This window comes from Mesoterricola silvestris (genome assembly GCF_030295405.1).
Lineage (GTDB): Bacteria > Acidobacteriota > Holophagae > Holophagales > Holophagaceae > Mesoterricola > Mesoterricola silvestris.
This window is the reverse complement of the sequence record NZ_AP027080.1, coordinates 2,993,323-3,006,627: the sequence shown is the minus strand read 5'-3', so window position 1 is coordinate 3,006,627 and position 13,305 is coordinate 2,993,323. Positions and strand designations below refer to the sequence as shown.

The 13,305-nt window shown below is 69.3% G+C and carries 9 protein-coding genes; all 9 read right to left on the bottom strand.

Annotated elements, in window-relative coordinates; translation table 11 throughout:
* Window positions 1–233: 233 nt before the first annotated feature.
* The 9 genes from R2J76_RS13010 to R2J76_RS12970 all read right to left on the bottom strand — a co-directional run bounded on the left by R2J76_RS13010 (window position 234) and on the right by R2J76_RS12970 (window position 13,236).
* Window positions 234–611 carry a response regulator gene (locus R2J76_RS13010; protein ID WP_316412037.1) on the bottom strand — a complete coding sequence of 126 codons (378 nt, stop codon included), beginning with the start codon at window positions 609–611 and terminating at the stop codon, window positions 234–236.
* Complete coding sequence (locus R2J76_RS13005; RefSeq protein WP_316412036.1) at window positions 608–1,474, bottom strand: CheR family methyltransferase; 867 nt, start codon at window positions 1,472–1,474, stop codon at window positions 608–610. The genes R2J76_RS13010 and R2J76_RS13005 overlap by 4 nt, the downstream gene beginning before the upstream one ends.
* Window positions 1,471–2,595 (bottom strand): chemotaxis-specific protein-glutamate methyltransferase CheB, encoded by a 1,125-nt coding sequence (cheB, locus tag R2J76_RS13000; RefSeq protein ID WP_316412035.1) that lies wholly within the window; start codon window positions 2,593–2,595, stop codon window positions 1,471–1,473. Before cheB ends, R2J76_RS13005 begins: the two co-directional genes overlap by 4 nt.
* A gap of 35 nt (window positions 2,596–2,630) precedes the next feature.
* Entirely contained in the window at window positions 2,631–3,479 is an 849-nt protein-coding gene (locus tag R2J76_RS12995; protein ID WP_316412034.1) for a CheR family methyltransferase, read from the bottom strand.
* Window positions 3,480–3,506: 27 nt separating this feature from the next.
* On the bottom strand, window positions 3,507–5,810 hold the full coding sequence (locus R2J76_RS12990) for a HAMP domain-containing methyl-accepting chemotaxis protein (RefSeq protein ID WP_316412033.1): 2,304 nt from the start codon (window positions 5,808–5,810) through the stop codon (window positions 3,507–3,509).
* A gap of 23 nt (window positions 5,811–5,833) precedes the next feature.
* A complete protein-coding gene (locus R2J76_RS12985) occupies window positions 5,834–6,292 on the bottom strand; it encodes a chemotaxis protein CheW (protein WP_316412032.1) in 459 nt (152 codons plus the stop codon).
* The gene (locus R2J76_RS12980) at window positions 6,289–8,973 is read right to left on the bottom strand and encodes a chemotaxis protein CheA (protein ID WP_316412031.1); all 2,685 of its coding nucleotides are present in this window, start codon (window positions 8,971–8,973) and stop codon (window positions 6,289–6,291) included. The genes R2J76_RS12985 and R2J76_RS12980 overlap by 4 nt, the downstream gene beginning before the upstream one ends.
* 1 nt (window position 8,974) lies before the next feature.
* On the bottom strand, window positions 8,975–9,289 hold the full coding sequence (locus tag R2J76_RS12975; protein WP_316412030.1) for an STAS domain-containing protein: 315 nt from the start codon (window positions 9,287–9,289) through the stop codon (window positions 8,975–8,977).
* Between the two features lie 176 nt (window positions 9,290–9,465).
* Window positions 9,466–13,236 carry a response regulator gene (locus tag R2J76_RS12970; RefSeq protein ID WP_316412029.1) on the bottom strand — a complete coding sequence of 1,257 codons (3,771 nt, stop codon included), beginning with the start codon at window positions 13,234–13,236 and terminating at the stop codon, window positions 9,466–9,468.
* Window positions 13,237–13,305: the final 69 nt, after the last annotated feature.

Below are 13,305 nucleotides of genomic sequence, written 5' to 3'. Positions count from 1 at the left end.
ACAAGATCCTTCTTTCATCCCCTTCATCCTGTTCATCCTTTTTAATCCCTGTTCCCGCAGGGCCAGAGCAGGGATGGGTCGGCGCATGCGGATCAACTGCGCGCCGTCCCACCTCATCACTGGCCCTGCGGGAACGGGGATTAATTGGATGAACAGGATGAAGGGGATGAAGGAAGGATCCTTTTCATCCCCGGTCAGGCAAGACAGGCGCCGGAGTGGGTCGAAATTCGGGATTAGAACTCGTCCGAGCCGAGGGTGGATGCGATCTTGGCCACCAGGTCGTCGTGGCTGAAGGGCTTGGTGACGTAGTTGGCGGCGCCGGCCTGGACGGCCTGGATGACCCGGGCGCGGTCCGATTCGGTGGTGACCATCATGACCGGGAGGGCCTGCAGGGCGGGGTCGGCCTTGATGGACTGGAGGCAGGTGATGCCGTCCATTTCCGGCATGTTGATGTCCATGATCACCAGGGCGATGTCGGCGTGGTCCCGGGCCAGCAGGTCCAGGGCCTCGACGCCGTTGGAGGCCTCGGCGAAGTCGTAGCCCAGCATGCCCACCACGCGGCCGATGATCCTTCTCATGGTGGTGGAATCGTCCACGGACAGGATCTTCATTTTTCGCCTCCTGGAATCGAGGGATCGCACTGGTAGTAGAGGCCGCCCGCATGGGTCATGGGCAGGAGCTGGTCGGCGATGCCCCGGAGGGATTCCACCGCGCTGATGAGGAGATGGCCGGAAGGGGCCAGAAGGCTGGCGATCCCGGCGAAGATGCGCCGCTTGAACTCGTCGGCGAAGTAGATGGTCACGTAGCGGCAGAACACCACGTCGAAGGGGCCCAGGGGGTCCATGGAATCCTGCAGGTTGAACTTCCGGAAGGTGACCAGGCGCCTGACCTCGTCGTTCACGGACCAGGCCGGGCCCTCGCGGTGGAAGTAGCGCTCCTTCAGGTCCTCCGGGAGGCCCCGGCGCATGGCGTTCTCGTCGTAGCGCCCCGCCTGGGCCAGGAAAAGGGCCGAGGGGGAGATGTCCGAAGCCAGGATCTCGAACTGGGCGGGGTTCACCCCGGGGTTGAGGCGGCAGTGCTCCAGGATGGCCATGGCGATGGAATAGGGCTCCTGCCCCGTGGAGCAGGCCGCGGACCAGATGCGGACCCGGCCGCGGGTCTTCCGGAGGATCCCGTCGGCGAGGGGGGGCAGCAGCTTCTCCCGGAGGATCGTGAAGGGGTGGGTGTCCCGGAACCAGAGGGTCTCGTTGGTGGTCATGGCGTCGATGACCTCCTCCCGGAGCGCCGGGGAGGAGGCGTTCCTGGCCAGGCGGTAGAAGGTGCCGAAATCGGGGCAGCCGTGCCGGGCCAGGAGCCCCGTGAGGCGGGCCTCGATGAGGTAGGCCTTCTCCTCCCCCAGGCAGATGCCGCAGTGCTCCTGGATGTAGTCCCGGAGCAGCCGGAACTCGGCGCTGGACAGGGCGTCGGGACTCACGGGGTCCTCCCCGGCCCCAGGAGGCTCGCGATGCGGTGGGCCAGGAGGGGCAGGGGGACCCGCTCGTCCGAGAGCCCCGCCTCGTCCACCGCCAGGGGCATGCCGTACACCACGCAGGTGTCCTCGGACTGGGTGAGGCAGTGGCAACCCGCGCGCTTCATGGCGCGCACCCCCTCGCAGCCGTCGCTTCCCATGCCCGTCATGACGACGGCCAGGATATGGCCTCCGTAGTGCGCGGCCATGGACCGGAAGAGCACGTCCACCGAAGGGCGGCAGCTGTTTTCCGGCGGGTTCTCGTTCAGGCCGATGATGGCCTGGTCCCCGTCCCGTCCCCGGCGCAATACCATGTGCCTGCCGCCGGGGGCGATGTAGACCCGGCCCGGGACCACCGGCTCGCCCTCCACGGCCTCGTGGACGGGAAGACGGGAGGTGCGGTTGAGGTGCTCGGCCAGGGAGGCGGTGAACAGGGGGGGCATGTGCTGCACGACGAGCACGGGCACGGACAGGTTGGCGGGAAGGGCCGGGATGAGTTCACCCAGGGCGTTGGGGCCGCCGGTGGAGACGCCGATGCCCAGCACCTCGAAGCGCCCGGGTCCGGGGGCGTGCCGGCGGGGGGGAGGCGGCGGAAGGGGCTGGGGCGCGGGCAGGGCCGCGGCGCCCCGCGGCGGGGCCGGGGCGGGCGCCGAAGGAACGGGAAAGCGCAGGTTGGCGCGGGTCTGGACGTGACGGACCAGCGGGCGAAGGATGTCCCGCAGTTCGGCCCGGCTGGCGTCGGCGTCCACCCCCTCGGGCTTCTGCACGAATTCCATGGCTCCCAGGGCCAGCGCCTCCACGGTGTAGGCCGCGGCGGCGGAGGTGGTGCCGCTGATCATGATCACCCCCGTTCCGGGGTGGCGCGCCCGCAGGAGGCGCAGCGTCTCGATGCCGCCCATGTCGGGCATCTCAACGTCCAGGAGCACCAGGTCCGCCGGCGCCTGGTCCAGGCGCTGGAGGGCCAGCCTCCCGCTGGGGCAGGCGGTGATCTCGCAGGCGAACTGGAGGGACTCGACGACCTCCGTGAGGATCCGGCGGTAGACCGCCGTATCGTCCACGATGAGGATCCTGAGCTTGGGAGAGGGCATAGATTTCGATGGTACTGGAATCCGCGGAGGGACGGCTAGGTTTTGAGGCTCCGGTAGTAGGTTCCCGAGCCGTGGTAGATGGGCGCGAAGAGATCGTCGGAGGCCTGGAGGTTCTCCACCGCGCTGGTGAAGAAGTGGCCGCCCTGGGCCGTGAGCCTCGCGATGCCCTCGAAGATCTGGCGCTTGAAGATGTCCGAGAAGTAGATGGTGACGTAGCGGCAGAACACGATATCGAAGCGCCCGAGGGCATCCAGGGGGTCCTGCAGGTTGAACTTCTTGAGGGTGACCATCCGCTTCACCGCATCGTCCACCACCCAGACCTGGCCGTCCTGCCTGAAGTACCGCGCCCGCAGGTCGTCGGGCATCCCCCGGCCGAGGGCCGCGGCGTCGTAGCGTCCCGCCCGGGCCAGGTAGAGCGCCGAGGGGGAGATGTCCGAGGCCAGGATCTCGAACTGTTCGGGCCGCACGCCGGGGTTGTTCCTGCAGAATTCGTGGATGGTGATGGCGATGGAATAGGGCTCCTGGCCCGTGGAACTGGCCGCGGACCAGATGCGGATGCGGAAGCGCAGGCCCGCCATGAGGGGCGCCGCCAGTTCCGGCAGCAGGACGTCCCGGAGGATCTCGAAGGGATGCCCGTCCCGGAACCAGAGGGTCTCGTTGGTGGTCATGGCGTCGACGATCCTGTCGCGCATGGCGGTGCCGGCCTCGCCGCAGGCGCGGCGGTACAGTTCGCCGTAGTCCATGCATCCCGTTTCCATGAGGAGGCCCGCCAGGCGCGTCTCCACCAGGTAGGCCTTCTCCTCCCCGAGGACGATGCCGCAGTTCTTCTCGATGTAGTCCCGCATGAGGCGGAAGTCGGAGGGTTGGATGGTCCCGGCGGCCATGCCTGGTATCCTTGTGCTGGGCGGGGCCTAGAGCCTGAACCGCGAGACGTTCTGCTGCAGCTTCTCCGCCAGGCGCGCCAGTTCCTTGGCGGCGTTGTTGGTGTCGCCGGCGCCCCGGGTGGTCTCCCGGGCGGCGGTGCTCACCAGGGCCACGTTGCGGGAGACGTCGTTCATGCCCTTGGAGGCTTCGCCGGCGTTCCGGGCCACGTCCCCGGCGCCCTGGGCCAGCTGGTTGATGTTGCGGGAGATGTCGGTGACGCCCTTGACGGCCTCCTGGACGTTGCGGCTGACCTCGTTGGTGCCGGTGGCGGCCTGCTGCACGTTGCGGGCCACCTCCGAGGCGCCCCGGGCGGCGTAGCCCACGTTCTTGGAGATCTCGTTGGTGGTGGCGGTCTGCTCCTCCACCGACGCGGCGATATTGGCCGAGATGGCGTTGATCTCGCCGATGATCTGGACGATGTCGTCGATGGCCCTCACGGCCTGCTGGGTGTTGCCCTGCATGTCCTCCACCTGGGCCCGGATCTCCTCGGTGGCGCCCGCGGTCTGCTTGGCGAGCTCCTTCACCTCGTTGGCCACCACGGCGAAGCCCTTGCCGGCCTCGCCCGCGCTCGCGGCCTCGATGGTCGCGTTCAGGGCCAGCAGGTTGGTCTGGGCGGCGATGCCCTTGATCATGTCCACCACCTTGCCGATCTCCTGGGCGCTGCGGCCCAGCTTGTTGACGGTCTCGGCGGTGCTGGCGGCGCTGCGGGAGGCCTTGCCGGCCACGGTGGCGGCCTGGCCCGAGTTCTTGGAGACCTCGTTGAGGCTCACGCTCATCTCCTCGATGGCCGTGGCCACGGTGTTCACCGAACTCGTCATCTGCTCCGTGGAGGCGGCGATGGTCTTCATGTTGGAGGACATCTGCTCCACCGCGGCGCCCACGGTGCGCAGGTTGGCCGAAACCTGCTCGGAGGCCGAGGCCACGGTGTTGGCGTTGGCGCTCATCTCCTCCACGCCGGCGGCCATGTTCTTCACGTTGGCCGACGCCTGCTCCGTGCCGGCGGCGGCGGTGTTGGCCTGCAACGTCATCTGCTCCGCGCTGCCGGCCATGGTGGCCGAGGTCGCCGTGAGCTCGTCGGCGCTGGAGGCCAGGGTGTTGGAGGCGCCGCTGATCTCCGTGAGCGCCTGGGCCAGGCGGGTGGCGGTGTTGTTCACGGCGTTGCGCAGGTTCTGGAGGTCGCCCTTGTAGTCGGCGGTGATGCGCGCGGTGAGGTCGCCCTGCTCCATGGCGCCCATGACCCGCTGCACCTCGTTGATGGGGTTGATGACGCCGTCCAGGGTGTCGTTGACGCCCTGCACCACGCGGCGGAAATCGCCCTGGTGGCGGGTGGCGTCGGCGCGGGTGGCGAGCTTGCCGTCCATGGCGGCCTTGTTGAGCATGGCCGCGTCCTCCACCAGCGCGAGGAGGTTCGCGCGCACGGTGCGCAGCGCCGGATTGATCTCGTCCTGGGCGTCGGTGGGCGTCCATTCGCGGTTCAGGTCGCCCTTGGCGATCTCCCCGAGGCCTCCGACCATGCCCTGGAGGTTGTCCGTGAACCCGTCCATGGCCTGGGCCAGTTCGCCGATCTCGTCCCGGCGCGCCATGCGCAGACGCGTCTTCAGGTGCCCCTTGGCCATCTCGTTCATCATGTCCACCCCCAGGGCCATGGGGCGCGTGATGGACCGGGCGATGACGACGCCGAGGCCGATGGCCAGGAGGAAGCCCACGGCCATGAGGGTGATCATGGCCTGGGTGGCCGACCTGGCGAGGGACGTGTTCTCGTCCGCGGTGTCCTTGGCGATCTTGAGCTTGAGCTTGCTCAGTTCCTCGGAGACCTTGTTCAGGTCCTGCACGTTCCGGTAGTTGGCCCCGTAGATCAGGTCCGTGGCCTGGGCCTTCTTGCCGGCCCGGAGGAGCGCGAAGACATTCTTGTTCGATTCGAGGGACGTCTTCTTGATGGCTTTGTACTTCTCGAAGGCGGCCCGGCCGGCATCCGTGAGGATGGCCTTGTCGTACTCGTTCTCCTGGGCGGCGGCCAGGGCCACGATCTCGTCGTAGCGGCGCTCGAAGCGCTCCACGTCGCCGGAAATGACCGCGTCGCGCATGTTCACGCGCAGGCGCTGGTTGAGCTGATCCGCGTCGCCCAGCTGGCCGACGGGGATGAGCATCTTCTCGTACAGCTTGGTGTCCGCGGCCTGGATGGCGTTGAGCCGCGTGACCCCGAAGATGCCGATGACCACGGCGATGGCGGCCGTGACCAGGAAGGCGGAGATGAGCTTGGGTCCCATCTTGATGTTGTCGAGGAATTGCATGGCGGTTCTCCCGGGGAGGGTCGTCAGTTGCTGGAAAGGAGTTGGGGAATGTTCAGGAGGACGAGGAGGCCCGCGTCCGTCTTCAGGACGCCCGACAGGAAGCGCTCCTCGGCGTCGGTGAGGTTGGCGGGGGGGGCTTCGGCCAGGGCCGCGTCGGCTTCCACCACGTCCCCGATGGCGTCCACCAGGAGGCCCATGAGGTCGGAAGTGCCGCCCTGGGTCTGGCCGCCGGCCTGGATCGCGGCGGCCTGCTTGAGGATGACGATGTGGCTGGAGTCCCCCACCGGGGCGGGCTCGTGGCCCAGGCGCACCGACAGGTCCAGGATGGTGACGATCTGGCCCCGGAGGTTGATGAGGCCCCGGATGTGGGCCTCGGACCGGGGAACCGTGGTGATGTTGGAGACGCGGATGATCTCCCGGACCCCGAGGATGTCCAGGCCGAACAGGCGTTCCCCCACGCGGAAGGTGGCGAACTGGGTCATGCGGCGTCACCTCCCATGAGGCCCGCGGCCCGCAGCAGGTTCACCGGGTCCAGGAACAGGGTCAGGTGGTCCTGCACCACCGCCGAGCCCAGCAGGCCGGGCCCCTGGAATTCCACCTGCTTGAGCTCCACCTCCACGTCCAGGGCGTCCAGGATCTCGGAGATGAGGATGCCCGCCGGGGGCCTGGCGGTGGAATCCTGGCCGGGCACCTTGGGGATGACCAGGAAGAGCTCCTCCAGGTTCCGGTCCAGGGGCCGCACTTCCAGATGCCGGTCCAGGCGCAGCAGGGGCAGGCCCTCGCCGCGGTACTCGATGTATTCGCGCTCGCCGATGAATTCGATCCGGGACCGGACGATGCGCTCCAGGCGGAGGACGTGGTCCTGGGGCACGGCGAAGCGCTCGCCCCGGGCCCCCTCGAAGAGGATGACGGACCGGCGCCGGGAGGCCTTGAGGGCCGCGCTGCGCCTCTCCTCCTCGGCCCGGCGGAGCTCCTCGGCCTGCAGGTCCGAGAAGTGCAGCTGGGCCGCGGAGGAGAGGCCGCCGGCGTCCAGGATCATGATCACCCGGCCATCGCCCAGGATGGTGGCCCCGGAAAAGCACTTGGTGCCCTGGATGAAGGTGGAGAGGGGCTTGACGACGATCTCCTCGATGTCGAACAGCTCGTCCACGATGACGCCGTACTGGTTCTTGCCCACCCGCAGCACGATGATGTTGTGGTCGCTGCGCCAGTCCGACCTGCGGTCCCGGTCCCGGGCGTCCTCCTGGGAACCGGCCCCGCGCCGGTCGGCGATGGCGTCGCGGCGGTCGGGAAGCCGCTCCCCGGTGCCCGGATCGCTGAAGACCCGGGGGATGCCCAGCACGTCCGCCAGGCGCACCAGGGGCAGGAGCTTGTCCCGGAGCCGGAGCACCAGGGCGCCCTGCACCTGCTCGATGCGCGCCGTGACCTCGGAGGCCTTGACCCACACGAATTCCACGACGTTCACCTGGGGGATGGCGAAGCGGTGGTCGGCGACCCCCACGATCATGGAGGGGATGATGGCCAGGGTCAGGGGCAGGCGAAGGCGCACGGTGGTGCCCAGGCCCACCTCCGTCTCCACCTCCACGTGGCCCCCCAGCTTCTCCACGTTGGTGCGCACCACGTCCATGCCCACCCCGCGCCCGGAGATGTCCGAGACGGTCTCGGCGGTGGAGAAGCCCGGGGCGAACACCAGGTGCACGATCTCGCGTTCGGTCATCTCCGCCGCCTGGGCCTTGGTGACCAGGCCCTTGGCCACGGCCTTGTCCAGCACCTTCCTGGAATCGATGCCCCGCCCGTCGTCGCGCACGGCGATGTTGATCTGGCCCCCCTCGTGGAAGGCGTGGAGGTGGATGGTCCCGGTGGGGGCCTTCCGGGCCTTCTTGCGTTCCGCCGGAAGCTCGATGGCGTGGTCGGCGCAGTTGCGGATGATGTGGGTGAGGGGGTCCACGAGCATCTCGACGATGGACTTGTCCAGCTCCACCTCGGCGCCTTCGATGCGCACTTCGATCTGCTTGCCCAGCTGCCGGCTCATGTCCCGGATGATGCGGGGGAAGCGGCTGAAGACCGTGCCGATGGGCTGCATGCGGGTCTGCATGATGCCTTCCTGCATCTCGGTGGTCACCTGGTTCACGTTCTGGAGGATCGCCCCCAGGCCCGGGATCTCGCCCCGGTACTCCGCGATGGCCCTCACCAGCTGGTTGCGCCCCAGCACCAGCTCGCCGGCGAGGTTCATGAGGTTCGTGAGCAGGTCCACCCGCACCCGCAGGGTCTCGTGGCCGCCTTCCTTGGCGGAGGGTCCCCGGGGCTCGGACCTCTCCCCGGGGCCGGCTTCGGCCGGCGCCTCCGCGGGGGCCGGGGGGGCTTCGGCGGGCTTGGCGGCCTTGGCCTTGGCCTTGAGGGATTCCTTGAGGGCCTTCACCTCCAGCACCTTGACCTGGTCCGCGGGGAGCCGGAGGGCAAGGGCCGCCAGTTCGGGCTCGAGCACGCTGGCGAAGAGGAGGGTCACGGGCAGGTCCTGCTCCAGGCAGTGCTCCAGGTCCGCGATGGCCTCCACGTCGATGAATGCGTCCAGGCAGGTGCCCACCGACAGGGCGTTGTTGAGGAAGGCCAGGGGGGCCAGGCCCTGGTCCTTGATGTCGTGGTGCAGGTAGGCGATGGCATGGTACAGGTTCATGCCCCGGCGCAGGGCGGAGCGCACGCCCTCGGCGTCCAGGTCGAAGTCGCGCTTGGAGCCCTTCTCCCGGCCCTTGACCGTCTCGGAGAGATTCACGCCCTGGCCGCCGAGGATGGCGTCCAGGGCCGCGAGTTCCGCGGTGCAGGGCACGTTGTCGCTGGCGTGGATGTCGTCGAGCATGGCCCGCAGGCGGTCCACCCCCGTGAACAGGGTGTCCATGAGGTCCGGCGTGGGATGGAGCTTGCCGTCCCGCACCAGCATCAGCACGCTCTCCATGGCGTGGCTCAGGCGCTTGAGGGCCTCGAAGGCGAAGAACCCCGCGCCGCCCTTGAGGCTGTGGATGGCCCGGAACACCCGGTTGATGACCTCCTGGGACACCTGGGCGCCCAGGTCCTCCATGGCCAGGAGGTCGGGTTCGATGGACCCCAGGTGCTCCCGGCTTTCCGCCACGAAATCGGCGATGATGCTTTCATCCGCCAGGCTGACCATCCTACCTCTCCATGATGGGGAAGAGCTTGGGGAGGCTGAACAGCCTGAAGACCCGCATGAGGTCGGCGTTGGCCCCCTCCACCCGGAAGGGGATCTTCCGCTGCTGGCAGGTCTTGAACAGGCCCAGGATGAGGGTGATGCCCAGGGAATCCACGACCTCGGATTCCGTGAGGTCCAGGACCGCCTCGGTGCAGGGGGCCGCCAGGGCCTCCATGGCGGCCTTGCGGCGGGCCTCCACGGTGCTGGCCACCAGGTTCCCGCCCGAGGGGATCCTCAGGGTGCTGGAATCGGCGGGGCTGGGTTTATCGGCTGGCATCTGGTTCCTCCCGGTCAAGGGCTGGTGGAAAACGGAACGAGGGCGCGACCCACGGAAACCAGGATGGTCCGTGGGATCGCGCCCTCGACTTGCAGGTCCGAGCCCCGCCCGTCAGGCTCACCCGAGCCCGATGGCCGGATGAAATCCAAGTCAGTATCGGGCCCGGGTCGCATATGTCAATCAACAAAAGAGGTGTTGGTCTGGTGAAAATCCATGGCCAGCTCACCGCCCACCATGGCCACCCGGTCCGCGAAGAACTGCATGAGGGGGATGCCGCGGCCCCGTTCCGAGGAGGCGGTGTCGGGGGGGGTGTGGGCGCCCAGGTCGAAGCCCTGGCCCGCATCCACCACGGCGATCCGGAACCCGTTCCCCGGGACCTTCCGGGCCGAGAGGTGGACGGAGGCGGCGCCATCCCCGGCGCAGCCGTGGAGGATGGCGTTGGAGAGGGCCTCCCGCACGGCCAGGAGCGTATCGTAGCGGCCCTGGCCCCCCGGGGGGGCCTCCCACCCGCGGCTGTCCAGGAAGGCCTCGAGCTGGTCGCAGGCGCCGTCGATGGCCCCCAGGTCCGCGGGCAGGTCCAGGCCGAGCCCGTCGGGGTCCGCAGCCAGGGGAGGCTGTTCCAGGGCCACCACCAGCAGGTCGTCGCCGAAACTCCCCCCGGCGTGGGCCCGGGCCGCCGCGGAGACCAGGTTGATGGCCTGGAAGATGTCCGTGCCCCGCAGGTTCTCCCAGATGGGCCCCGCCAGGTCCACGAAGGCCGTGCCGTCCGCGGAGAGGGCGTCGAAGAAGCCGTCGCTGCCCAGCAGCAGGCGGTCCCCGGGGGCCAGGATCACCACCTTCTCCTCCACGATGGGTTCGTCCAGGATGCCAAGGGGGGCGCCGTTGATGGCGATGGCCCGCGTGGCGCCGCGGGTGGCGCGGTGCCAGAGGGCGTGGGGGATCCCGGCGTTCAGGAGGTGGATGCGCCCCGTGGCCGGGTTCCAGTGCCCGAACAGGCCGCAGATGGGCACCTCCGCGAAGGGCCCGGCCTGGATGGCGCGGTTCAGCTTGAAGGCCAGGGCCCGAAGGTCCAGGTCCGTGGCCAGGAAGTTGGTGAGCATGCCCAGGTAGGCCGCCACCGCGTACGAGCTGATCACGGAGTGCCCCGCCACGTCGGCGATGGCGAAGAAGATGGACCCGTCCTCCCTGCGGAAGGCCCGGAACACGTCCCCGCCGGCGTCGGTGAGGGGTTCCGATATGGAGTAGATGGGCATGCCCTTCTCGGGGATGGCCTCCATGGCGCGCTGGGCCATGCGCACGGCCTGGGCGGTCTCGTGGCTGCGCATGACCTTCACCCGCGTGGCCTGGTCCGCGCAGAGCCGCTCCACCGTGGCCACCAGCATGGCGGACTCGAAGGGCTTGGTGAGGAACTCGCTCACGTGGAGGTGAAGGGCCTCCTTGACGGACTCGGCGTCGTCGGTGGAGCTCAGCATCAGGATGGGGATGGAGGCGTCCAGGCCGCGCACCTTGCCCGAGAGGCGGAGCCCGTCCATGCGGGGCATGACGATGTCCGTGACGAGGATGGAATAGCGCCCCGGGTTGCGCTCCAGGGCCTCCCAGGCCTCCTGGCCGTCCCGGGCCTCGTCCACCGCGTAGCCGGCCTTCACCAGCCAGCTGCGCAGCAGGCTCCGGGTGGTCTGGCTGTCCTCGGCCAGGAGGATGACCGAGGCCCCCTCGGCCCGGGGTTCCGCGGGGGCCTCGGCCCTGGCGGGGGGCGCGGGGCGCAGGCTCATGACCTTCCGGACGGCCTTGGCCATGTCCAGGATGGTCACGGGCTTCAGGAGCACCTGGGCGAAGGGGGTGGCCATGCCCTCCAGGGGCACGGGGTCCTGGAAGGCGCCGGTGATGAGGATGGCGGGAAGGTCGGGCCGGATGCGGCGGATCTTCTGGGTGAGCTCCACGCCGGACATGTTGGGCATGGAGAGGTCGGTGACCAGGAGGTCGAAGTCCTGGGGGTGGTGGGTGACCTCCTCCAGGGCCTCCTGGGCGTCGGAGCGGGAGGTGACGCGGTACCCCAGCATCTGGAGGCCCTGCTTGCCCAGGGCGCTGAGGACCTCCTCGTCGTCCACGAAGAGGATGCGTTCGTGCCCCGTGGGTTCGCCGGCGGAACCGAGGGCCGCGGGGGCCTCGGGGATCCTGCAGGGCAGGGCCACCTGGAAGACGCTCCCCTGGCCCGGTTCGCTGCGCACCGTGATGGATCCGCCGTGGGCGTGCACGATGCCGTGGACGACGGAAAGGCCCAGCCCCTTGCCTTCCGTGCGCTCCTTGGTGGTGAAGAAGGGCTCGAAGACCCGCTCCAGGACCGCCGGATCCATGCCGCAGCCGGAGTCCTTGACGGTGAGGAGGGCGGTGCCCTCCTCCGGGGCCTCCAGGGTGAATTCCAGGGTGCCTCCGGCGGGGAGCATGGCCTGGAGGGCGTTGATGGACAGGTTCATGACCACCTGGTGGAGCTGGCTGGCGTTGCCCCGGGTCCAAAGGCCCGCGGCCAGGGCCGAGCGCACCTGCACGGTGGCCGGGAAGGTGGAGCGCACCAGCTGGATGGCCTCCTTCACCACCAGGGAGAGGTCGAGGGATTCGCTCTTCTCCTCCGGGGTGCGGCTGAAGGCCAGGATCTGGCGGTTGAGCTCCCCGGCCCGCGTCACGGCCTGGTAGATCACCTGGAGCTTGAGGCGGATGGGGCTGTCGGCGGCCAGCTGCCACTCGATGAGCTCGGTGGCGCTGAGGATGGCCGCGAGCAGGTTGTTGAAGTCGTGGGAGACGCCCCCCGCCACCTCCGCCAGGGCCTTCATCTTCTCCATCTGGCGCAGGCTGCGTTCGGTGTCCACCTCGCGGGTGACGTCGTGGACGATGCCCACGCGCGAAGCGGGCCTGCCGGAGGCGTCCCGCACCGGGGCCAGGGTGCACTCCAGGATCTGGGCGCGCCCGTCCCCGGGAAGCCCCGGAAACCGCCCCTGCCACTCGGCCCCCGGGTCCTCCAGGGGGAGCCCGGGCAGGATCTTGGCCACGGGCTGGCCCAGGGCCGCGCCGGGCCCGGTGCCCAGGATGCGCTCCAGGGCCGGGTTCACGTACAGGAGGGTGCCCGCCAGGTCCGCGATGAAGATGCCTTCGTTGATCTGCTCCACCGCCGTGGCCAGGCGCTCCTTGGTGGTCTCCAGGTCCTGGGCCGCCGTGACGTCGTTGAACAGCACCGCGAAATGGCCCGGCTGGGGGCAGAAGGCGAGGCCCGCGAAGGTCCGCCCCCGCAGGCTGCGGTAGTCGTCCACCGCCAGGGGCTGGCCGGAAAGGGCCACCGCGCCGAACTTCCGGATCCAGTCCCTGGAGATGTCCGGGAAAAGCTCCAGGGCCGAGCGTCCGATGACTTCCGGGGCCGTGATGCCCGTGAGGCGCTCGTAGGCGGGGTTCAGCCTCACGAAGCGGAAGTCCGCGGGCTCTCCCTGCGCGTCGAAGATCACCTCGTGGAGGCCGTAGGCCTCGTCCATGAGGTCCTCCAGGAGGCCGGTCTCCGGGGGCTCCGGGGCGGGGGCCGCCTCGCCGCGGCGGGGGCCGTGGGCCAGTTCGCGCCGCACCGCCTGGGGCAGCCGGGACAGGCGGCCCATGGAGATGAAATCCCGGGCGCCCAGGCGCAGCGCCCGGCTCACCAGGTCCTCGTCGCCCAGGGCGGCCAGGACGATGCAGGGCAGGGAGGGGGCCTTGGCCAGCAGGTCCGAGAGCACCTTGGTGTAGGAAAGCCCCGGAAGGGCGTGCTGGCAAAGGACCAGATCGAAGGTCTCCCGGTCCAGGGCGGCCCGGAGGTCCTGGGAGGAGGCCACCCGCTCGGCGGCGACCTCGAAGCCCGCCTCCCGCAGGGGGCGCAGGACGACCTGCGCCTGGGCCTCGGAATTCTCGACGAGGAGGAGTTTCACGTGCATGGGGAATCCCGGGTCTAGACGCGCCTAAAGGAAGCACAGACCCGGCAGCGGGAGTACCCCAGCTCCAGG

Bases quoted from the DNA above. Each gene is read 5' to 3' on its own strand.
- R2J76_RS12990 (WP_316412033.1), bottom strand. From the start codon at position 5,810: ATGCAATTCCTCGACAACATCAAGATGGGACCCAAGCTCATCTCCGCC.
- R2J76_RS12985 (WP_316412032.1), bottom strand. From the start codon at position 6,292: ATGACCCAGTTCGCCACCTTCCGCGTGGGGGAACGCCTGTTCGGCCTG.
- R2J76_RS12980 (WP_316412031.1), bottom strand. From the start codon at position 8,973: ATGGTCAGCCTGGCGGATGAAAGCATCATCGCCGATTTCGTGGCGGAA.
- cheB (WP_316412035.1), bottom strand. From the start codon at position 2,595: ATGCCCTCTCCCAAGCTCAGGATCCTCATCGTGGACGATACGGCGGTC.
- R2J76_RS12995 (WP_316412034.1), bottom strand. From the start codon at position 3,479: ATGGCCGCCGGGACCATCCAACCCTCCGACTTCCGCCTCATGCGGGAC.
- R2J76_RS12970 (WP_316412029.1), bottom strand. From the start codon at position 13,236: ATGCACGTGAAACTCCTCCTCGTCGAGAATTCCGAGGCCCAGGCGCAG.
- R2J76_RS12975 (WP_316412030.1), bottom strand. From the start codon at position 9,289: ATGCCAGCCGATAAACCCAGCCCCGCCGATTCCAGCACCCTGAGGATC.
- R2J76_RS13010 (WP_316412037.1), bottom strand. From the start codon at position 611: ATGAAGATCCTGTCCGTGGACGATTCCACCACCATGAGAAGGATCATC.